17 protein-coding genes and 1 pseudogene are annotated in these 20,892 nt (G+C 59.8%); 7 read left to right on the top strand and 11 right to left on the bottom strand.

Annotated elements, in window-relative coordinates:
- Window positions 1-65: 65 nt before the first annotated feature.
- The 6 genes from R5R33_RS12420 to R5R33_RS12395 all read right to left on the bottom strand — a co-directional run bounded on the left by R5R33_RS12420 (window position 66) and on the right by R5R33_RS12395 (window position 4,786).
- Window positions 66-848 (bottom strand): heme ABC transporter ATP-binding protein, encoded by a 783-nt coding sequence (locus R5R33_RS12420; RefSeq protein ID WP_318953021.1) that lies wholly within the window; start codon window positions 846-848, stop codon window positions 66-68.
- A 9-nt stretch (window positions 849-857) separates the two neighbouring features.
- Complete coding sequence (locus R5R33_RS12415) at window positions 858-1,919, bottom strand: FecCD family ABC transporter permease (RefSeq protein ID WP_318953020.1); 1,062 nt, start codon at window positions 1,917-1,919, stop codon at window positions 858-860.
- Window positions 1,920-1,955: 36 nt separating this feature from the next.
- Entirely contained in the window at window positions 1,956-2,822 is an 867-nt protein-coding gene (locus R5R33_RS12410) for a heme/hemin ABC transporter substrate-binding protein (RefSeq protein WP_318953019.1), read from the bottom strand.
- A 42-nt stretch (window positions 2,823-2,864) separates the two neighbouring features.
- Window positions 2,865-3,305, bottom strand: a complete 441-nt coding sequence (locus tag R5R33_RS12405) for an ExbD/TolR family protein (protein ID WP_318953018.1) — start codon at window positions 3,303-3,305, stop codon at window positions 2,865-2,867.
- Window positions 3,302-3,991, bottom strand: coding sequence for a MotA/TolQ/ExbB proton channel family protein (locus R5R33_RS12400; protein WP_318953017.1), 690 nt, complete (start codon window positions 3,989-3,991; stop codon window positions 3,302-3,304). Before R5R33_RS12400 ends, R5R33_RS12405 begins: the two co-directional genes overlap by 4 nt.
- A gap of 99 nt (window positions 3,992-4,090) precedes the next feature.
- The gene (locus R5R33_RS12395; protein ID WP_318953016.1) at window positions 4,091-4,786 is read right to left on the bottom strand and encodes an energy transducer TonB; all 696 of its coding nucleotides are present in this window, start codon (window positions 4,784-4,786) and stop codon (window positions 4,091-4,093) included.
- A gap of 297 nt (window positions 4,787-5,083) precedes the next feature.
- On the opposite strand from R5R33_RS12395, the gene R5R33_RS12390 reads away from it, so the two are divergent.
- The 5 genes from R5R33_RS12390 (at window position 5,084) to R5R33_RS12370 (ending at window position 9,795) form a co-directional block, all read left to right on the top strand.
- Window positions 5,084-7,141: a TonB-dependent hemoglobin/transferrin/lactoferrin family receptor gene (locus R5R33_RS12390; protein ID WP_318953015.1), complete on the top strand. Its 2,058-nt coding sequence runs from the start codon at window positions 5,084-5,086 to the stop codon at window positions 7,139-7,141.
- Between the two features lie 56 nt (window positions 7,142-7,197).
- Window positions 7,198-7,722 carry a heme utilization cystosolic carrier protein HutX gene (hutX, locus tag R5R33_RS12385; protein WP_318953014.1) on the top strand — a complete coding sequence of 175 codons (525 nt, stop codon included), beginning with the start codon at window positions 7,198-7,200 and terminating at the stop codon, window positions 7,720-7,722.
- A gap of 14 nt (window positions 7,723-7,736) precedes the next feature.
- Entirely contained in the window at window positions 7,737-8,312 is a 576-nt protein-coding gene (locus R5R33_RS12380; protein WP_318953013.1) for a HugZ family pyridoxamine 5'-phosphate oxidase, read from the top strand.
- 346 nt (window positions 8,313-8,658) lie between these two features.
- Window positions 8,659-9,063 carry a hypothetical protein gene (locus tag R5R33_RS12375; protein WP_318953012.1) on the top strand — a complete coding sequence of 135 codons (405 nt, stop codon included), beginning with the start codon at window positions 8,659-8,661 and terminating at the stop codon, window positions 9,061-9,063.
- Between the two features lie 165 nt (window positions 9,064-9,228).
- Window positions 9,229-9,795, top strand: coding sequence for a hemerythrin domain-containing protein (locus R5R33_RS12370; RefSeq protein WP_318953011.1), 567 nt, complete (start codon window positions 9,229-9,231; stop codon window positions 9,793-9,795).
- A gap of 85 nt (window positions 9,796-9,880) precedes the next feature.
- On the opposite strand, the pseudogene fnr reads toward R5R33_RS12370, so the two are convergent.
- The 4 genes and pseudogenes from fnr to mmsB form a co-directional block, all read right to left on the bottom strand.
- Window positions 9,881-10,612, bottom strand: a pseudogene (gene fnr, locus R5R33_RS12365) (fumarate/nitrate reduction transcriptional regulator Fnr); the annotation flags it as partial.
- Window positions 10,613-10,686: 74 nt separating this feature from the next.
- Entirely contained in the window at window positions 10,687-12,105 is a 1,419-nt protein-coding gene (hemN, locus tag R5R33_RS12360; RefSeq protein ID WP_318953010.1) for an oxygen-independent coproporphyrinogen III oxidase, read from the bottom strand.
- Window positions 12,106-12,237: 132 nt separating this feature from the next.
- On the bottom strand, window positions 12,238-12,927 hold the full coding sequence (locus R5R33_RS12355) for an OmpW/AlkL family protein (protein ID WP_318953009.1): 690 nt from the start codon (window positions 12,925-12,927) through the stop codon (window positions 12,238-12,240).
- Between the two features lie 222 nt (window positions 12,928-13,149).
- A complete protein-coding gene (gene mmsB, locus R5R33_RS12350) occupies window positions 13,150-14,049 on the bottom strand; it encodes a 3-hydroxyisobutyrate dehydrogenase (RefSeq protein WP_318953008.1) in 900 nt (299 codons plus the stop codon).
- 275 nt (window positions 14,050-14,324) lie between these two features.
- Here mmsB and R5R33_RS12345 point away from each other — a divergent pair, with 275 nt between their 5' ends.
- Both R5R33_RS12345 and R5R33_RS12340 read left to right on the top strand, forming a co-directional pair.
- Window positions 14,325-17,093 carry an alpha-amylase family glycosyl hydrolase gene (locus R5R33_RS12345; protein WP_318953007.1) on the top strand — a complete coding sequence of 923 codons (2,769 nt, stop codon included), beginning with the start codon at window positions 14,325-14,327 and terminating at the stop codon, window positions 17,091-17,093.
- 72 nt (window positions 17,094-17,165) lie between these two features.
- The gene (locus R5R33_RS12340) at window positions 17,166-19,676 is read left to right on the top strand and encodes an alpha-amylase family glycosyl hydrolase (protein WP_318953006.1); all 2,511 of its coding nucleotides are present in this window, start codon (window positions 17,166-17,168) and stop codon (window positions 19,674-19,676) included.
- 68 nt (window positions 19,677-19,744) lie between these two features.
- Here R5R33_RS12340 and R5R33_RS12335 read toward each other — a convergent pair whose 3' ends face one another.
- Window positions 19,745-20,848 carry an enoyl-CoA hydratase/isomerase family protein gene (locus R5R33_RS12335; RefSeq protein WP_318953005.1) on the bottom strand — a complete coding sequence of 368 codons (1,104 nt, stop codon included), beginning with the start codon at window positions 20,846-20,848 and terminating at the stop codon, window positions 19,745-19,747.
- Between the last annotated feature and the right edge of the window lie 44 nt (window positions 20,849-20,892).

The raw sequence follows: 20,892 nt of genomic DNA, 5'->3' as shown, positions 1-20,892 counted from the left end.
GTTTTTGGTGGCGGCATTCTATTTGAAACCATCTGGGGCAGATAGCGCTTTGGGATTACACCGCATTACAGCAGTGCACGGTAACCAGCCATGTTCACCAGCTGCCCGCGGTAACCGTAAACCCGCTCAACCAGTTCCGGCTGCAGCAGCTCGGCGGGGGTGCCGTCGGCCTGTACCCGGCCGTCGGCCAACATCACCAGGCGGTCGGCGTAGCGGGCGGCGAGGTTGAGATCATGGAGTACCGCAACTACTGCGGTGTTTTCTCTGGCGACTTCCCTCGCCAGCGCCAGAACCTGGTGCTGGTGTTTGAGATCCAGGGCGGAGGTGGGTTCATCCAGCAGCAGGATCTTTGCGTCGCCGGCGGCTCCAAGGCTCAGTTGCGCCAGCACCCGCGCCAATTGCACCCGCTGTTTTTCACCGCCGGAGAGACTGGGGAAAAGCCGGGCGCGCAGCTGCCACACGTCCGTGCGCCGCATAAAGCGCTCGATGCGCTCCCCCTGCTCTGCCCGCGACAAACTGCCGGGGGCCAGGCCGAGCTGCACCACCTCGCGGCAGGTAAACGCAAAGTTGAGATTCGAGTGCTGGGGCAGCAGGCCATAGCGGCGCGCGAGGGCCAGGCGATCCTGCGGGCTGCGAAACCAGTCTGCCTGCGGGCGCCCGAACAGCTGGACGCGACCGCGGAAATCCAGCTCGCCACTGATGGCGCGCAGTAGAGATGTCTTGCCGCAGCCATTGGGACCGAGCAGCGCGGTCACTTCACCGCAGGCGAAATCCAGGGAAATTTGGTGTAGCAGCGGCGATGCCGCGCGCGGATATTTTATTTCGAGCTTGGAAATTTCTAGCGGCACGGCGCCTTCCTAAAAAATCTGTCGGCGCTGTTGCCACAGCAGGTAAATAAAAAACGGCGCACCCAGTATCGCGGTGAGAATACCCACCGGCATTTCCGCCGGTGCTACCAGGGTGCGCGCCGCGGTGTCCGCCAGTACCAGCAACAGGCCACCGGCGAGCACACAGTAAGGCAGCAGAAAGCGGTAGTCCGGCCCGCGCAGCAGGCGCATGGTGTGCGGAACCACCAGACCGATAAAGCCGATCATGCCTACCGCGGAAACCGCAGTGCCCATGGCCACGGCGGTCAACACAATCATCAACTGCTTGAGCCGCATCACATCCACCCCCAGATGACGGGCCTCCGACTCCCCCAACAGCAGTGCATTCAGCGCCGGCGCCCGCCGCCACAGCAGCGCAGCGGCGATCACCAGTACCAGCGCAGACATTGCCACCGCCCCCCAGGTGGCACCACCCAGATTGCCCATCTGCCACAGGGTGATATCCCGCAACGCGCGGTCGTCCGCCACGTAGTTGAGCAGGCCGATGGCGGCGCCGGCCAGTGCATTAATGGCGACCCCCGCCAGCAACATCATCACCACCGATTTGCCGCGATCACCCAGGCGGTACACCAGCCAGGTGGAAAGCGCCCCACCGAGGCTCGCCGCCGCCGGCAACAGCAGCCAGTGCAGATCCGTGAACAGTCCACCGGCAAAGGTGGTCAGCGCCGCTCCACTGGCAAACACCAGCACCAGTGCAGCGCCCACACCGGCACCGGCGGATACACCGATAATCCCCGGGTCCGCCAGCGGGTTGCGGAACAACCCCTGCATCACTGCACCGCAGAGCCCAAGGGTGCCACCGACAATCAACCCCAACAGCAGGCGCGGCAGGCGAATTTCGCCGAGTACCAGCGCGTACTGTTCGGGTACATCGAAATTCAGAAAGCCCGGCCAGCTCCAGTGCATCAAACCGCTCAATACATCCCGCCAACCGATGGTCATTGCGCCTGCCCCCAGCGACACGCAGCTGCCCACCAGCAGCAGTGCGATCAGTGTCGGCAACAGGCTTTTATCACTCAGGCGAAATTCCATCGGCGCGATACCTCTATCAATCCAACTACGGCGAAATCACCGAGCGGATAATTTTTCGTTCAGTGTTTTTGCTTCCTTGAGGCTGGCGAGACCAATCCCTCCCAGCAGTGCATAACCATCCACGGAAAGGAAAGCACCGCGCCTGCCCGCAGGAGTCAGCTTCAACAGGGGCTGCCACTCCAGCAGTGCCGAGCCGTTTTGCAACTGCTCTGCCTGGTCGCTGGAAAACAGAATCCAGTCCGGACGCAGTTCCAGCAGCGCCTCATCCGACAATTGTTTATAACCGTCGAAGTCCACCGTATTCACACCGCCGGCAAGGCGGATCAGGCTGTCCGGGCTGGTGCCCGTCCCCGCGGCCTTAAGGCCGCGCCCCTGCTGCGCGCGCACGAACAGAACTCGCGGCGGCTGCGCCAACGCTTTACTGGCAAGCTTCAGGGATCGCAGTTGATCCGCTACCTGCCGTTTGATTGCCGCCGCCGGCTTTTCCAGCGCCGAAGAAAGTCGATCAATGTTTTCCAGTAGCTGTTCGCCAGTTTCCGCTTCCGGCAACTGCAACACACTTACCCCGGACTCCTGTAACAACTTCAGGGTATTCGCAGGCCCCATATGGTCGCCCCCCACCAGTAACTGCGGGTTCTGCGCCAACAGGCCCTCCACCGGCAATTGCCGGTAATAACCCACCACCGGCAGCGGGCGAAAATCCGCCGGCAGACGGGTGGAAGAATCCACCGCGATCAGGCTGTCGCCGCCCCCCAGCGCCAGTACCAGTTCGGTGATGGAGTGACCGGCACTGATCACCCGCTCCGGCGCCGCAGCGGCGGCGCTGCCGCTAAACATCAGCGCAGCGACAAAGATCCAGTGGTACAGCGAGCACTTCGGCAGTCGGGGCATGGAAAATCTCATGTTTCGAATCCAGTCGATTAAACAGTGGTTATGGCAAACGATTTACGGTGAGTGGGCGGCGCCGGGCTGCAGCGCAATCTCGGCCACTTCCACCCCCCGCTTCTGCAGCAACGCCAACAGATCCAGCATGCGCTGCACCGGCACATTGCGGTCGGAGGCCAGCGCCACCGGGCGCTCCGGCGCCGCCGCCAGTGCGGCCACCAGTGCCTGCTCAAATTCCGCCTGCGAACGGTAGCGGCGATCGTCTATGCCCCAAAGATCCGGGCCGCGATTGGACAGCGACACGGTGAGCGGGTCCACCGGCAACACCGCCGCCACATGCTCACTCGCAGGCAGGTCCATGGGCAGTGATGCCAGACGCATATTCGCGGTGAGCAGCAGGAACACCAGCACGATGAAAATGATGTCCAGCAGCGGCGTCAGATCCGGTGCCAGATTGGCCAGGGAGAACTCCCCCCGGCCCGCGGGATTGATGCTGATCACGGCGCCGGCACCGCCAGGTTGACCGCTTCGCGCGCGCACGCATCCGGGCCTTTGCAGCAGGGATCCAGCCCCTGCAGCCACAGGTTGCCGCGGTTGAAAAGGTGTTCCAGGTCCGCCACCACGCGGTCGCTCCAGATTGCCAGCAGGTGCGCACCGGCAATGGCCGGCAGCGCCACTACAAGGCCGGCGGCCGTGGTGCTCAACGCCATGCCAAGGCCATCCGCCAGCAGCGCCGGGGTCACCGACTCGCTGCTGCCTTCGATGCAGGCAAACATACCGATCAGCCCCAGCACCGTACCCAGTAGCCCCATCAGCGGGCTGATGACACCGATCACCATCAGCAGGCGCAGGCCACTGTGCAGCTGGCGGCGTTGGTCCTGCAGCCACACCGCGGCGATCTCCTCGCGCTGCGGCTTGTGAACGTTACGGTGCTGCAGCAGCAGTGCGGTGGCGCGGCTCGCCAGCGCGCGCTCGCGTTCACACGCGCGCGCTAGCGCATCCAGATCGGATTCGGCGGTACATTGCAGACGCTTGAATGAGCCGCTGATGCCGCGGTGCGCCGTGCCCAACAGAAACCACAGACGCTCCCCCAACACCGCCAACGCCAGCGCAGACGCCAGCAACAAAGGCCAGCCCATGGGGCCGAGCTGGGAAAAAAATTCAGACCAGGTTTGATGCTCGAACATTTCGCACTCTATTAATTTGCCAACGGCGTTTTATTTAACTGGCCGCGGCTTTTTTTTTGGCTGCGGCGTTTTTACATCGGCCGCGCGCCGCTAAATGCTTTACAGGGAAAAGCGGATTGGTAGCCGCACCCGCGAGAGGCGCGCGCGCCCACCCTCCCGGTAGGGCAAGAATTCCCAGCTCGCCACTGCGTTGAGTGCGGACTCATCCAGACTGTCTACGCCGGAGGACTGCAGTAACCGGCGCAGCACCTGCGCACCGGTGCGATCCAGTTGCACCTCAACCACCACCGTGCCCTGCTGACGCCGCTGGCGCGCAAGTTCCGGGTATACCGGCGCACCGGGCGGACTCGCAAACGCCGGGCGCTCTATGAGCACCGGCTCCTCGCTCACACTCTGCTGGGTATTTTGCTGGGCCGTGGCGACGCTTGCCTCTGCACCAGAATCTGTTTTGGCCTCTGGCTTGGTGACGGCCTCATTGGCGATCGGCTGTGTTTTTTCCATCGACACTTGCGCGACCTGCTGTTTAAGCGACTGTTTTTTTACCGGCTCTTTTGCAATCACTTTGGCCGGCGCTCTCTGCGCTACCGGCTCAGGCTTCGCAGTGCTTTTTTGTTCTGCCGGCTTTTCTGCCGACTGCCGTTGCGTCACTTCCGTCGCCAGCCGCATCTGCCCCAGCTTCAGCGCCACGGTGCCAGACGGGCCCTGAACTTCCTGCGCCGGCGCCGCCCACAACAACGCCCACAACAACGAGAGGTGCAGCACAAAGGAACAGATGAGCATTACTGTCAGGCGCAATTTCACGCTCCCCTTGTCCGCGCCCATCGACGCCATAGAAATTCACAAGCCACGAAATTTAAAAACCCATGCGAAGGCAAACAGGCACGTCCACCCCATATCGACCCAGCATGAGCGAGAGATTAGCAACCCCTACGCACAAACTCAAATAGTAATTGTTTGCATTTGCAATTGCATTTGTATTTGAAGCGACTATGATTCGACGCACTCGCAGCGAAGGCCGGCACACCGCGGGCGGATGATTGCGGAAATTTTTGCGAACAAAAAATGGACAACTTTCTGTAAGGGGGCACCGTCATGGGCCAATTCAAGACTCTCAACCTCAACCCTCTGGCCGCCGCCGTAGTCGCGCTGGGCGCAAACGCTGCCTTGGCGGAAGCCGGCGGTGGCGAGCAGCCGGTTATCCAGTTTGGCGAAGTGGTGGTTGCCGCCGAGCGCAACCCGGCCGCCAGAGAACAAGACGCGCGCACCGTGGTCGTGGAGCGCATGCAACTCGACGAACAGCAGCCGGAATCCATCGCCCAGGCGCTGAAATATGAACCGAATGTGCAGGTGGAGGGCGGCCCCCGCTACTCCAACCAGTCGCCAAACATTCGCGGCCTGTCTGGTCGGCGCGTACTGCAGACCATCGACGGCGCGCGCCAGAACTTCAACTCCGGCCATCGCGGCACTTACCAGTTGGATCCGGAATTGCTGAAGCAGGTGGAAGTGAAAAAAGGCCCCGCCTCCAGCCTGTGGGGCTCCGGTGCCGTCGGTGGCGTGGTGGCAATGACCACAAAAAGCTCCGCAGACCTGCTGAGAAGCGGCGAGACGGTTGGCGGTTACCTGAAAGAAGAACTCGGCAGTAACGGTGACTCCAGCGAGACCAGTGCAGCGATTTACGGCCAGTCTGGCCGCGTTGATTACCTGGTAAACGGCAGCGTATCCGATCACGACAACCTGGAAATCGGCGACGGCGAAGAGCTTGCCAACAGTGCCAGTGAAAACACCGCGCTGCTCGCCCGCGGCGGCATTCAGGTCAACGACAACCAGCGCTTTGATATTTCATTGCGCCACAACAACCGCGAAGAGGGCGTGCCCTCCAACCCCAACAGCGTAGTGGGCACCAGCTCGCCGCTGGTGGAGCGCGATATCACCGACCAGAACGTAACCGCCAACTACCTGGCGCAGGCGCTGGAAGGCAAACACACATCCAAATTCACCCTGTACCGCAACGACACCCAGTTCGAGGAATTCCGCCCCACCCAGGGTGAGAGCGGACAACAGGACAACACCGAAGTCGCAACCACCGGCATCGCCATCACCAATGCCACACAAGCGCTCGGCGGCCAGTGGGTATATGGCATCGACTGGTATCACGACGACGTGACCACCGTGCGCGACGGCGACAACCGTCCCGCCAACCTGAATGCCGACACCGACGTACTGGGTGTTTACGCCCAGGTGGATTTCTCCTTCGCCGACGTTTTCACCCTGACCCCGGGCGTGCGCTACGACCGCTTTGAAGCCAGCAGTCGGCAACTGGCGGACTCTACCCGCGATGACACCGCGGTGTCCCCTTCCCTCGCCGCATCCCTCAAAGCAACCGACTGGATGACCCTGAGCGCCAGCTACGCCAAAGCCTTCCGCGCTCCGGGCGTGGAGGAGATGTACACCCAGGGCTCTCACTACGCCTACGGCGACTTCAGTTTTATGGGACTGGGCTTCCTCGCCAACACCTTTATCCCCAACCCGGACCTGGAGGCGGAAGAAGCCCGCAACGCCGAGTTGCGCGCAGACTTTTCCTTCAGCGACCTCGCGAATGGCAACGACCAGCTGAGCGCCAGCGCGACCGTGTTCCGCAACAAGGTGGACAACTTTATCGAGCAGCTGGTGATAAACCCGCACCCGATGTTCGGTTTCCCCATGAACACCACCTACCGGAATGTGGACGAGGCGGAACTGAAAGGTTTCGAGCTGGGCGCCAACTATCTGTTGAACAATCTCGAGCTGGGCCTGAGCTACGGCCAGACCGAGGGCCGCAATCTCTCCGACGACAGTTACCTGAGCAATATCCCCGCAGACAAATGGGTACTGGATCTGGGCTATTACTTCCTGCAGCGCGACCTGAAAGCGGGCCTGCGCACCTCGGTGGTTTCCGCCCAGGAACAACTGCCGGAAAGTGAAGCCCGCACATTTGACGCCTACACACTGGCGGACGCCTACGTGACCTGGGAGCCGGCCACGGGCAGCCTGAACGGCCTGAAACTGGGCCTGGCGCTGGATAACCTGGCAGATGAGGAATACCGCGTGGCGTTCCAGGAACTGTATATGCCGGGTCGCAACATTAAACTTTCGGCGAGCTACCGTTTTTGACGGATTCGAAGTAAGTGTCTGAATTCACACACACGGAAATATTTTTGGGATTGCCTATGCAGCAACAGCGACAGGAAAAAATTCGGGAATTGCTCGCCAGTGAATCCGGTTACACCCTGGAGCAGATGGCGGAAAAACTCGACACCAGTGTGCGCGAGATCGTCGCCCATCTGCCCGAGGAAATGGCCTCGCTGGCCGGGAGCGAAGCTGTCTGGCAACTGATCGGGGAGCTGCCGAGCTGGGGCAAGGTTACCGCGATCGTACAGAGCGAGGGCTCGGTGTTCGAGTTCAAGGGCGAATTCCCGAAGGGCAGCATTGCCCACGGTTACTACAACTTTATGCATCACAAAAACCCGTTCCACGGCCACCTGCTGGTGGCCGGCATTACGGAGGTCGCCTTTGTGAGCAAGCCCCACCGCGGCACGGAGAGCCACTCGATGGTGTTTCTGGCCCCCAGCGGCAATTGTGTATTCAAGGTATTTCTGGGCCGGGATGCGGAGCGTCAGCTGATCCCGGAGCAGGTAGAGCGTTTCAAACAGTTAAAGCAGCAGCTGGCCGTCAACGGCACTGCGCATTCCTGAGGGGGAATAGCGTCATGAGCGAACAGCAGGTTTCACAACAAGATATCCAGTCAGCAAACATCGATTCACCCAAGACCAACGACGGGGCGGATCTGGTAGCGGAAGTCCGCGATTTTATCGCCAGCCGCCGGCTGCTGAATCTGGCGAGTCTGACACCGGACGGTCACCCGCACGCGAGCACGGCGCCATTTTTGGCGGCGGATGGCAATTTTTACCTGTTTATTTCCGATCTTTCCGAGCATGCGGCGAACCTGAAAGCGCATCGTAAGGCTTCTGTGATATTTAATGCGGACGAGGCGGATACCAGGCAGGCGTTTGCGCGCTTGCGGGTGACGTTCAATGTGGAGGCGGGAATGATCGGTCGCGAATCGCCGTTGTGGCAGGAGCGCATCGAGCAGCTGCGGGACAAGTTCGGGCCGGTGATGGATCACCTCAGAAACCTTGAGGATTTCCACCTGTTCGAACTGAAACCGAGCGCGGGCCGCTATGTGAAGGGCTTCGGCCAGGCGTATGCTCTGGAAGGTCTGGAAAAGCAGGTAGCCCTGCACCTCAAGGATGGCCACCGCGAGAAGGACAGCGACGCGGCCTGATGTTTTTATTGTGCGGTTCTGAGCTGGTCAGTGGCGGCAAGCCACCGGGTATCGGTTTTCAGAACCGCTATGAATACCCGCAAGCGGGCCCGGCCGCCAATCAGAGATTGGCGTCGTTAGGCTGCACGCGAAGCGGTGCTTCGCAAACGCTTGCCTAACCCCTGTACGCTGCGTCAGCGACTTCCCTGTTGCTGACGCTTCTGAAAACCGATACCCGCCGTCTTGCCTTCCATTCAAGACACACTACTTCGTCAGCCTGTATTCATCCGCCAGGTGAAATGAAACTGAAACGCAACTGCAATCGTCACTTGCTATTTTGGTCACAAATAACCAAAGAGTAACAATTATGGATTCCCGAAAAGGCTATCTGCTACCACTCGTTTTCCTCTCCGCCTGTGCCGCCAATCCGGCCCAGCAGCCATTGACCGCGACCGGTACTCTGGTGGAGGAAAACGGTAAATATTTTTTGCTGGGGGAGCAGGACCGGTTTCACCTCAACCGTATGCCGCAACTGAATTACGAGAAATACCTCGGGCGCGAGCTGGTGATTCAGGGAGAGATTCCCAGCTACTGCCACCAGGCGTGGGAGGACTCCATCGTGAAGGGACCGGGCGGTGCTGAGATGGCGGATCTGAACCGGGTGGACTGGTCGGATTGCCTGGTGGCAAACAAGGTGAGCCTGGTTACCGCCGATGGCGCCCGTTTGGTGTACGACTGGGAGAAAATCGATCTGGAGGATTATTTCTTCTAATCCCGCCCATTGCCACCGTCCGAATTGCCGCCTCTTGCCACCCCCTCCGGCAAAGGGCGGCAATATCCCCATCAGTTCACCGCAACTTGATCCACATCAATCGCCTTCCGTCCCGTCTGACAACAATGAAGAGATCAAAAAAGACTTCAGTCACGGAGACAGGCGATGAACGGTACCTTCAAGCAACTATGCAGCGATCACAAACATATGCAGACACTGCTCGATGTGTTTGAGCATTTACTGCAGCAGTTGGGGAAACACGATCGCGATCCCGCCACCCTGAGCCTGATAATGGACGCGCTGGATTATTTTTCCGTATACCCGGATCAGTGGCATCACCCGATAGAGGACCTGGTTTTTGAACATCTGCTGGGTAAACCTGTGGATGTGCGCGATGTTATCCACAAGACACTGAACGAACATGAAAAAATCGCCGCGGCAACCCGTCGTATGAACCAGTTGTTTTATGCAGTGGCGAACGATGCGGCGGTGGAGCGGGAGCTGTTGTTTGGCGCGGCCAGGGATTACATCGAGTTGCAGCGCCGACACCTCAAGCGGGAAAACGAAATCCTGTTTCCGCTGGTAGCAGAGTTGCTGACACCAGCGGATTGGCACGACATCCGCACCAAGCTGGAACAGCGCCAATCCGCGCATTTCACCGAAGGCGTGAAAAAATTGTATGAATCCGCCTACCGGGGGCTCGCCGAACTCGCTACCGAGGCCGTTGCCTGAAGCGAGCGCACCGGCAATCGGTTGAGGAGTTTGGGAAAACTGGCGGAAGCGGGCTTAGCTGGAGAACCTGGCCCGCAGTGCGGCTTCAGCTTTCGTAGCTGCAGTGCGTACCCGCCAGCTCGCTCAGCGCAATCAGGTCGAGGATGGACACCGAACGGCCCTGCACCTTGATCAACCCCTGCTTTTGAAAACGGGAAATCAGGCGACTGACGGTTTCTGCGGTGAGGCCGAGATAGTTCGCGATATCCATGCGTGGCATCGACAGGATGAATTCACTGGCGGAATAACCGCGGCGCGCGTAGCGGCTGGAAATGTTGATCAGCAGTGCCGCCAGGCGGCTGTCCGCCGAGCGCTTGCCCAGCAGCAACAGGGCTTCATTTTCCTGCTTCAATTCTTCAGAAAAAATACTGTAGATCTGCTTTTGCAGCGCGGGAATTTCCTGGGCGAGGCTTTCCAGCTGGCTGAAGGGCAGCACACACACACTGCTCTCTTCCAGCGCCTCGGCGTAGCCCGGGTGGCTGCCACCACTGTAGGCGTCCAGCCCCAGCAGTTCTCCGGGAAGCGCAAAATGGGTTACTTGGGTATCACCGTCGGCACCGATCACCGCCGACTTGAAGCTGCCGGAGCGAATGGCAAACAGGCCGATAAAGGGATCACCGGCGCGAAACAGAGTCTCGCCGGCCTTGACGATTTTTTTCTTGCGGGTGACCTGCTCGAGGCGCGCAATATCTTCCTCACTCAGGCCTACAGGAAGGCACAGTCGCCGCACGGAACAATTGCTACAACTGACTGCAGAAGAAGTCTCTTTCATTGAGTGCCCGGTTCGCCGCTTTGCAAATGAGTTTTCGAAGCCGAAATAATAGTCGCCGTTATTCTATCCGCTTAACCGTGTTAAAGCACCCGCGAGTAGCGGGCGCCGGTCTGCTGGCCGTGCAGATAGACGTCGAACGCCGCGGCGGCATTGCGCAGGAACCAGCGGCCGCGCTCGGTGACGTAGAGGTCAGACTCTGACTGTCCCACCAGTCCGTCGGCGAACATGGGCTGCAATCGCGCCAGTTCCGCGCCAAATGCAGACTCGAATGACTGCCCCGTTTTCGCCTCCACTTCCCCCTTATCAATGCGCAGATGGCACATCAGCTCCATGATCAGCCACTGGCGCAGGCGGTCGTCCGGGTTAAGTTGCCATCCGCGACAGATGGCTTCACCGCGCTCGCCGATCGCGGCGGCGTACTCTTTCAGGCTGTGATGATTCTGCCAGTAGCCGTCGCGGCTGTAGCTGATGGCGGAAGCCCCAAGGCCGACCAGTGCGTCCGCCGGCATCAGGGTGTAACCCTGGAAGTTGCGCGCCAGGCGCCTTTCCGCGGCCGCCTGTGCCAGCGCATCGTCCGGGCGGGCGAAGTGGTCCATGCCGAGAAACACATAGCCCGCTTCGGTGAGCCGGCGGCTGGCAGCGAGCTGCATGGCGATCTTTGCCGACGGCGACGGAATCAGGTCGGTATTGATCAGGCGCTGGGCCTTGAAGCGCTCCGGCAGGTGGGCGTAGTGATACAAGGCGATCCTATCTGGAGCCAGATCCATAACGGCATCGATGGTCTGTTCGAGGCTCGCAACGTCCTGCCCCGGCAGGCCGTAGATCAGGTCGTAGGAAATGGAACCAAAGCCCCGCGCCCGCGCGCCCTCGGTCAACGCGCGCACCTGTTCGGGACTGCAGATGCGGTTGACCGCACGCTGTACATCCAGGTTGAAATCCTGGATACCCAGGCTCAGGCGGTTGAACCCCAATTCGCGCAGGGTATCCAGGGTTTCATCCTCCAGCACGCGAGGGTCAGCTTCGATGCTGTACTCCACGTCATCACCGGCACGCAGGTCGAAGATTTCCCCCAGTCCCGCCATCAGGCGCGTCAGATCGCCGTCGTTCAGGAAGGTCGGGGTTCCGCCCCCCAGGTGTAACTGCACCACTGGCGCCTTCGCCACCCGCTCGCGATACCACTGGGCCTCGCGCAAAACGTTGTCCAGATAACTGGAAGCAAGGCCGTATTGATTGGTGATGATCTTGTTGCAGGCGCAGAAGTAACACAGCGAGCGACAGAACGGGATGTGCACATACAGCGACAGGGTTTCCACGTTTTTCAGCGCGTCCCACGGCTGCTCCCCCCCCGCAGTTCCACTCAGCGGATAAAACCGGTCGGCGGTGGGATAGGACGTGTAGCGCGGGCAGGCCCCGGCATAGCGCGCCAATAGTTGCGGCGACAGTGCGGGCAGTTCCTGACTGGGCGCAGCGCTGACTGCACTTTCACATTGATCGTCCATCGACAGAAAACCTCAGGGGTTGAATCGCGGGTGAGGGAGGAGTGGAAAATTATCCGGAGATGTACCGCCGCCTCTTGATCTCAATCAAGGGGCGGCGGATTCTGGCCGGGCGTTGCGCCCGGAACCCGCGGCTCAGAAGCGGTATCCGAACCCGGCGGTATAGACCAGCGGGTCCAACGCCACGTCGGCAGTTACCACACCAACACCCGGTACCTTGACCCGCGCCTTGGTGTCGATATCCATCCACCACAGCGCGACATTGAACAGCCAGCGATCATCGGCGCCAAACGCGATATCCGCACCCACTTCGGCGGCCACGCCACTGGAGTTTTTCAGCGACAATTCGGCTTTGCCGGTAGCCCCGATTGTTGCAAACACGTCGTTTGCATCGGCGGCAATTTCCTCATCAAAAAACACGGTGTAATTCAGTCCCACGCCGACATAGGGCTGCACACGGGAGGATGGTGCCAGCGGGTAGTACTGCAACAGTACTGTGGGAGGAAGATGCCGGGTTTCCCCCAGGTCGAAGGTTTCCCCCAATCCAGACACTTTCAGGTCGTGGCTGAACGGGGTAGCGGCCACAACTTCCAATCCCCAGTGATTATTCAGCATATATGTGCCGATCAGACTCAGTGCGGTTCCATTTTCAACATCCGCTGCGGTGCCATCCAGTGTGGCATCACCCAGGGCAAGAGCGCTGGAGCTCACTTCCGGACTTACGGTTGCCGCGCCACTGCGCAGAATTAAATCACCGCTTTCATAAGCAAAAGCCGAACCGCTTACCAGGGAAACCAGGGCGCAGCAGAAAGCCATTTTTTTCATATGTATCTCCAAATCCTTAGTCGTTGTTTTTTCGCCCGAGGATTGGCTTTTGCGTTATTGGTTTATCGATGCCTCGAGGTTGTCGCAGAATAAACACGGGCCACGCAACACGGCTTGATGCAAATCAATCGCGTTGCGTGTGTGGAAAAAACACCAAAAATTGGATGAAGACAGAAATGGAAAATGCAGATCGGCGCACCGCCCCCGGGTGGGGGCAGGCAGTCAGTCACCCGCCGGGCGGCGGAACAGATTCTGGATACTGGAAAAATCCAGCACACGATTGATGGGATCGCCGCCGTGCAACTGGTACAGGTTTTTTGCCAGCGCTCCCAGCGGTGTGGAGGAAGCACTGCCGGCCGCGGTATCCATGGCAAGGCCGAGATCTTTCAGCATCAGCGCCACCGAAAATCCGCCGGCATAATCCCGCGATGCGGGCACGCCCTCCATGACCCCGGGATAGGGATTGTATTTTTCCAGCGACCAGTTGCCGCCAGAACTCGCGCGCATTATTTCCGACAGCACCTTGGGATCGAGCCCGTTATCCACCCCCAACTGCAGCGCCTCGGCGGTGCCGATCATATGGATAGCCAGCAGCATGTTGTTGCAGATTTTTGCTACCTGACCACTGCCGGCAGGCCCCGCGTGAAAAATATTTGTTCCCATGGCCGAGAGTACTGGCCGCGCGCGCTCCAGCGTCTTCTCCTCGCCACCACACATAAATGACAGAGTGCCGGCGGCCGCCGCCGCAGTGCCACCGGAAACCGGCGCATCCAGCGCCTCGATCCCGCGCTCACCGGCAGCGGCGATGAGCTGGCGGGCGTCGCTGGCAGAAATAGTTGAGCAGTCAATCAGCAGGGTTTCGGGATTCATCCCCTGCAGCAAGCCGTGCACCCCCAGATACAGGGATCGCACCGCTTCGCCATGGGGCAACATCGACACCACCACGTCCGCGCCTTCCAGCGCGCTATGGGCGCTATCGGCTCGCTTGCAACCATTGCTCACCGCCATGTCGAGCATCGGTTGTGACAGATCAAAGGCGGTGACCGCAAACCCCTTTTTCACCAGGTTCGCCGCCATGGGTCCACCCATATTGCCGAGGCCGATAAATGCAACCTTTTCCATAAGAACTACCTTTATTATTTTTTATACACGCTCCGTGAACCCCATCACAAAATGGCGTTGGCCAATTCCTATTTTGGACTTGGGGTAGCCACCATCTTACTCAAATTGCTCATCCACGCCAGATTGTCATCGGTTTTCGCTACGCCCCGGTGGGGGAGGATGCGCAGTTTTGCCACGCAGCCCTAGTCTGGTGACGCTAGATAAAAGCCGTCAAAGCCACAGCGGTATCGTGACAATCGGCCGATAAATCCAATAAAAAATAACGGTACCCAGCGATGATAAAGCCCCTATTGCGCGGCCGCCCCCGGCTGCTCGCACTCCCATGCCTCTTAATTGCAACCGGCTCTGCCAGTGCATCGGCAGAATGGTATTTCCGCGGCACACCCAGCGGCTGGTCTGCCGAATCCCTGACCCATATCTCCGGCAACGAGTACCGCACCTGCCAGAGCTTCGCGAGCGGCGACGGCAGTGGCGGCCCGCGTTTCAAGATCGACCGCTATGGTGACTGGAGCGAAAACTATCCCACTGCCGATTACAGTGTGGCCGGCGAACGGAGCTACGAAATAACCTTTTACAGCGACAGCCACAGTATCGCCGTCAGCGAGGTCGCCAGCTGTAGCGACGACAGTGGATTTGCCGCGAACTTCCCTTCACTGTTCTTCCGCGGCACCCCCAACGCCTGGGGCGCTTCCGCGCTGGCACTGGTGGCGGACAATACCTGGGAGCTGGCGATTGATTTCGACGGCCAGGCAGACCAGCGCTACAAGCTTGATCTCTACGGCGACTGGACCCAGAACTACGGCGACAACGACGGCGACAACCTTCTGGATGCCGGTGGCGGTGACATCTACACCGGGGTCAGCGGCAGCTATCTGCTGCGCGTCAACGACAGCGACTTCACTTACCAGCTGATCGGCAATGGCGGCAGCAGCAGTAGCAGCAGCGGCGGAAGTAGTAGTGGCGGAAGCAGCAGTGGCAGCGGTGGCAACGACAGCTGGTACTTCCGCGGCACCGCCAACGGCTGGGCGGCGACAGAGATGGGTTCCAGCGATGGCACCAGCTTCTGTACCGAACAGAGCTTTGGCAGCGGTGATGGCGGCGGTGGCCCGCGCTTCAAGATCGACCATTACGGCGACTGGACCGAGAGTTACCCGAGCACCGACTACACCGTCAGTGCCAACTCCGATTACGAAATCTGCTTCGACAGTAGCAGCCACACCATTGCGGTCACCCAACTGGGCACCACTACCCCGCCGCCAGTGGGCGACGGCAGTGATTTCCGCGCCGAAACCATTTATTTCGTCCTCACCGCGCGTTTTTATGACGGCGACCCCAGCAACAACTACTACAACCGCGACCGCATCATGCCCGGTGATCCGCAGTGGCGCGGCGATTTCAAGGGACTGATCCAGCAGCTGGACTACATCAAGGACCTCGGCTTCACCGCCATCTGGGTAACCCCGCCGGTGGAAAATCGCAGTGGCCTCGATTACCACGGTTACCACGCCTACGACTGGACCAAAGTGGACCCGCGCCTGGAATCCGTGGATGCCACCTATCAGGACTTTATCGATGCCGCTCACGCCAAGGGCATAAAGGTGATCCAGGACGTGGTGGTCAACCACTCCAGCCAGTACGGCATCCGCAATCAGGTCTGGATAGACCACCTGCCGATCAAATACTACGTCCCGCAAGGCAGCAGCCAGGGCATGATCAGCAACAACCCCTACTTCGGCAACCTCGGCGACTACCTGAGCCCGTTCCGCGACGACAACGACAACCCGGTGGCGCCGCAGTGGTTCCGCGACCGCCACACCTCCGACCCGGATGGTCTCGTACCGCTGATAGATCCGAAGACCGGGGTCAGCGTGCCGCTGGCGGGTTATGACCCCAACCGCTTTTTCGGCATCGACGCCAACAATCTCGATCCCGCCTGGTACCACCTGGATGGCTTCATGTCCGGCGGCGACTGGGAAAACCCCACCGCGCTGCAGAAAAAGCACATGGCCGGTGACACCATCGACCTCGCCACCGGCAACCAGAACGTGAAGGATTACCTGAACGGTGCCATCGAGCAGTATCTCGACATGGGTGTGGATGCGATCCGCGTGGATACGGTCAAGCATGTGGAGCGCGACGAGTTGCTCAGCTACGTGCACGAGTGGCAGGCACACAAGCCCGGGCTGTTCGTGTTCGGCGAAGCGCTGGTCAAGGGCCTCGGCTTCGGTTCCGAACTGGGCAACGACAATGCCTCTGCAGTGATCCGCCCCTGGTGGTACACCCGCACCGGCGCAGACCCGTCCAATCCGCAGGGGGATTCGGATTTTGCGATGATCGACTTTCCGCTGTTTTCAACCTTCCGCGACAACGTCACCCGCGGCAGTTTCGGCGGCATCAAGGGCGCGCTGGATATGGACTGGACCTACGCCGATCCCACCGAACTGGTGACCTTCTTCCAGAACCACGACGTGGGCCCGGACAACGACTTCAAGTACCGCTTTGGTGGTGCCGAGTCGGATGCGGCCATGACCTACAACCTGCTGTGGACCATCCGCGGTATCCCCACGCTCTACTACGGTGAGGAAATCATGTTCCAGGCGGGACTGCCGCAGGATATCCAGTCTGCCAATGACACCATCGACCAGACCGGGCGCGCCTACTTCGGCCCGCACCTGGACAACCTGGCGGCGACGCAAAACCACAACCTGTACAGACACATCAAACGCCTGAACCAGATTCGCCACGCCATCCCGGCACTGCAGAAAGGCCAGATGGAAAAGGTCAGCGAGTGGGGCGCGGGTATGAGTTTTGTACGCAATGACAGCGCGGGGAGTTCCTATGCGGTGGTGGGCCTTGCAGCCGGTGGCAACCAGGGCATTACGGTTTCCGGTATTCCCAACGGCACCTACACAGATGCAGTCACCGGTGCACAGGTGCAGGTGAATAACGGCAGTATCAGTTTCACCGTCAAGACCTACTCCGCCGGCATCTATGTGTTGAATGGTCCCGGCAAGATCGGCAGCGACGGCGCCTACCTGCGTTAATCACCATTTCACTTGAGGGCGCGGCTCAGGCCGCGCCTTCCATTCCATAAAAAACAAAAAGTGAAAACAGCGATGAAAACAAAACTGATTGTTACCGCACTGCTGCTTGCCAGTGCAAACGCCAGCGCCGACTGGCATTTCCGCGGCACCCCCAACAGCTGGTCCGCCGAAGCCCTGTCCTTTGTCGGTGGCACACAATATAAAACCTGCCAGCAGTTTTCCGGAGGCGACGCCAGCGGCGGCCCACGCTTCAAGATAGACCGCTATGCCAACTGGCAGGAGGCCTACCCCGCTTCCGATTACACCGTCGCGGCGAACAAGAATTACGACATCACTTTTTACAGCGACAGCAAAACCATCCAGGTCACCGAGGTGGCCAGCTGTGGTGGGGACAATCCCGCAGGCCCCGACAGCAACTTCCCGAGTTTGTCTTTTCGTGGCACCCCCAACGGCTGGGGCACCAGTGCAATGGAACTGGTCGATGACAACATATGGCAGTTGCAGGTCAGTTTGGACGGCCAGGCCAACCAGCGTTTCAAGCTGGATGTATACGGGGACTGGAGCCAGAACTACGGCGATAACAACAGCGACGGCGTGCTGGAGCAGGCCGGTAGCGATATCTATACCAGCGCGACGGGCAACTATCTGTTGACGGTCAACGATGCGACCCTGGGTTACACCCTGGAACCGGTGGCCTGCACGGAAAACTGCGGCAGTAACCCGCAGGAGCTGGGCGCACTGTATTCACCGACGGAAACCACTTTCTCTCTCTGGTCCCCGGATCACGCCAACGTGCAACTGGTACTGGATGGGCAAAATTACCCGATGGGCAAAGTGGCAGATGCCAATGGACTCACCGATGTCTACTCGGTGACGGTCAGCGGTGACTGGAAATTGAAGCCCTACTACTTTGTCGTCAACGGCGTCGCGGTTCGCGACCCTTACGGCAGGATGGTGGAGCCGAATACCGACAACAATATCGTGATGGATCTCGACAGCACCGACCTGCCAGGCGGCTGGTCTGCACGTCCCTCTCTCGCAGAGCGCGAGGATGCGGTGATATACGAGGTGCACGTGCGCGACTTTACCATCGCCCCCGAGTCCGGAGTGTCCTCGCAGAAACGCGGCAAGTTCATGGGCATGGTGGAGTCCGGCACCACGTTTAATGGTGTAAAAACAGGTATCGACCACTTAAAGGAGCTGGGCGTTACCCACGTGCAGTTAATGCCGGTATACGACTTCAACGCCTGCGCCGATCCCGCCGACGCCAGTTGCTACAGCTGGGGCTACGACCCGCGCAACTTTAACGTGCCGGAGGAACGCTATTCATTGACGCCTGACGACTATGAAAATCGCGTGCGCGAGTTCAAGTCGATGGTGGATGCATTCCACAAGGCAGGCCTCCGCGTGATCATGGACGTGGTGTACAACCACACCTACGCCAAATCCGTATTCGAGCCCATCTCCAGCAGCTACTACACACCCACCGACCTGTCGGGCACCGGCAACAGTATCGACGCCAATGTGCCGATGGTCGGCCGCATGATCCGCGACTCACTGGAATACTGGGTGGATGAATTCAACATTGATGGCTTCCGCTTCGACCTGATCGGCATTTTCGATTACGACGAGGTGGAAGATTGGGCCAATCATCTCAACGGCAAATTCCCGGATAGAAATCTGCTGATCTATGGCGAACCTTGGAACGGGTTTGCCGCGGACTCGCGCCAACCCTACCGCGTGCGCCTGGGCACCATCGGTCGTATTCATGAGTCCCACGCCGGTGTGTTCAACCCCAAATTCCGCGAGGCGATCAAGGGGCAGAACGATAACGGTGGCTGCAATTCCGGTGACTGCTTCGCCTTGAACAGCAGCCCCGACACCTGGCGTATTGAAGTCGGTAGTCGTGGCGGCATCCGCTACACGAAAAACAAGGACACGGCGATCGACACCTGGGACCCGATGTTTGCCATGGACCCGGAACAGAGCATCAACTATGTATCGGCCCACGACAACCTGACCCTGCGTGACAAGATACTGCAGTGGGCAGACCTAAATGGTGTTAACCGGGATAGCAGCTACCTGCGCCGGATACAGATGTTTGCCAATGGCATCGTACTGACAAGCCAGGGAATTCCGTTTCTGCACGGCGGCGTCGAGCTGATGCGGGACAAGCAGGAAGACCACAACAGCTACGATTCTCCCGACGCGATCAACCAGTACTACTGGCAGTGGAAGATCGACAACGCCGATGTTTACGCCTACTACCGGGACGTCATCGCCCTGCGCCGCGCACATCCTGCGTTCCGCCTGACCAGTTGGGATGAAATCGACCAGCACATGACCAGCAACCGGCCCCGCTACGGCGTGGTGGTCAATCACATCGACGGCGCGGCGGTGGGCGACAGCTGGGGCGAGGTCATCGTGATTTACAACAGTGCCGACAATTACACTTACAACCTGCCGGCGGGAGAGTGGAAGGTGGCGATGGAAAAATCCGACCCCGCTGCCGGCAATGGCCGGGTGGTGAGTGGCACGGTGGCGGCGGAGGGTACGGCGGTTACCGTGCTCTATCGCGATTAAGCAACGGCGGTAACCTCTGGCGCGGTATCTCCGTAGAGGTACCGCGCTTTTTATGTCACCGTCCGCGCTTACAAATCCTCAAGGGGACTTTCTGACCAGGGTGATTTGAAGCAGCGCTCAACCTGCTCCCAGGTAACCTCTTCCAGCGTCGCCGGTTGCCAGCGGGGGTTCCGGTCTTTGTCGATCAACAGTGCGCGCACACCTTCTTTTACCTGGCCGCTGCTGCACATGTTCACCGCCAGCGCCAGCTCCATCTGCAGAACCTGCGCGAGCGACATGTGCCGGCCGCGGCGCAACTGCTCCCACACAATCCACGCGGTCAGCGGGCAACCCGCTTGCATGGTGGCGGAGGCGCGCTGCAGCCACTTATCGTCGCCGCTGTACGCGGCGATCGCCCGGTAAACCTCCGGCAAGGTGGCACCGTCGGTCAGTTCCTGGATCACGTCGTAATGGGTGCGCAAGTTCGGTGCGGGCTGTGCATCTGCGGCAAGCTCCAGGGACTGGACCTGTTTGCTGACCAGCACGTGGTTCTGCGCTGGATCTGTGGTGAAGTCGAGTGCGGCGAGGCCATTCAGCAACAGGTCTTTGCTTTCGCTAGGCAACAGGCGATCGGCCATACCGCAGTAAAGCGCATCCGTGCCGTTGAACTGGGCGCCGGTGAGGCCGAGGAACAGGCCGGTGCGCCCGGGCATGCGGTTCAGGAACCAGCTGCCACCCACATCGGGGAACAGGCCGATGGAGATTTCCGGCATGGCCATGCGGGTGGTTTCGGTGACGATGCGGTGGCTGGCGCCGCTCATGATGCCGATACCGCCGCCCATAACGATGCCGCTGCCCCAGACCACGATGGGTTTGGGATAGGTGTGGATGCGATAGTCGAGGCGGTATTCGCGGGTGAAGAAGTCTTCGACGAACTGGCCGGCCTTGTCGTCGCCATAGCTGCCGGACTCCCTGTGCAATGCCACCACATCGCCACCGGCGCACAGGGCCTTGTCACCGGCACCTTCGATCCAGATGCAGGCGAGACTGTCGTCGCTCTCCCACTCATCCAGTTGTGCGGCCATGAGGTCAATCATGTCGAGGTTGAGGGCATTGAGGGCTTTCGGCAGATTGAGCGTCAATTTGCCGAGCGCACCCTGGCGTTCGACGATGACGGGTGATTCCTGGGTCATACTGGTTCCCGGTTGTCTGGTTTGGGGCAAAGTTAAACATAGAT

The sequence above is a fragment of the Microbulbifer pacificus genome, assembly GCF_033723955.1.
GTDB lineage: Bacteria > Pseudomonadota > Gammaproteobacteria > Pseudomonadales > Cellvibrionaceae > Microbulbifer > Microbulbifer pacificus.
The sequence above is the reverse complement of the archived record's forward strand: the minus strand, read 5'-3'. Positions and strand labels throughout refer to the sequence as shown.

What these genes read in the sequence shown, in the direction of transcription:
- R5R33_RS12355 (WP_318953009.1), bottom strand. Translation starts at nt 12,927, where the DNA reads ATGAAAAAAATGGCTTTCTGCTGCGCCCTGGTTTCCCTGGTAAGCGGT.
- R5R33_RS12345 (WP_318953007.1), top strand. Translation starts at nt 14,325, where the DNA reads ATGATAAAGCCCCTATTGCGCGGCCGCCCCCGGCTGCTCGCACTCCCA.
- hutX (WP_318953014.1), top strand. Translation starts at nt 7,198, where the DNA reads ATGCAGCAACAGCGACAGGAAAAAATTCGGGAATTGCTCGCCAGTGAA.
- R5R33_RS12415 (WP_318953020.1), bottom strand. Translation starts at nt 1,919, where the DNA reads ATGGAATTTCGCCTGAGTGATAAAAGCCTGTTGCCGACACTGATCGCA.
- R5R33_RS12390 (WP_318953015.1), top strand. Translation starts at nt 5,084, where the DNA reads ATGGGCCAATTCAAGACTCTCAACCTCAACCCTCTGGCCGCCGCCGTA.
- R5R33_RS12340 (WP_318953006.1), top strand. Translation starts at nt 17,166, where the DNA reads ATGAAAACAAAACTGATTGTTACCGCACTGCTGCTTGCCAGTGCAAAC.
- hemN (WP_318953010.1), bottom strand. Translation starts at nt 12,105, where the DNA reads ATGGACGATCAATGTGAAAGTGCAGTCAGCGCTGCGCCCAGTCAGGAA.
- R5R33_RS12370 (WP_318953011.1), top strand. Translation starts at nt 9,229, where the DNA reads ATGAACGGTACCTTCAAGCAACTATGCAGCGATCACAAACATATGCAG.
- R5R33_RS12410 (WP_318953019.1), bottom strand. Translation starts at nt 2,822, where the DNA reads ATGAGATTTTCCATGCCCCGACTGCCGAAGTGCTCGCTGTACCACTGG.
- R5R33_RS12400 (WP_318953017.1), bottom strand. Translation starts at nt 3,991, where the DNA reads ATGTTCGAGCATCAAACCTGGTCTGAATTTTTTTCCCAGCTCGGCCCC.
- R5R33_RS12335 (WP_318953005.1), bottom strand. Translation starts at nt 20,848, where the DNA reads ATGACCCAGGAATCACCCGTCATCGTCGAACGCCAGGGTGCGCTCGGC.
- R5R33_RS12380 (WP_318953013.1), top strand. Translation starts at nt 7,737, where the DNA reads ATGAGCGAACAGCAGGTTTCACAACAAGATATCCAGTCAGCAAACATC.
- mmsB (WP_318953008.1), bottom strand. Translation starts at nt 14,049, where the DNA reads ATGGAAAAGGTTGCATTTATCGGCCTCGGCAATATGGGTGGACCCATG.
- R5R33_RS12375 (WP_318953012.1), top strand. Translation starts at nt 8,659, where the DNA reads ATGGATTCCCGAAAAGGCTATCTGCTACCACTCGTTTTCCTCTCCGCC.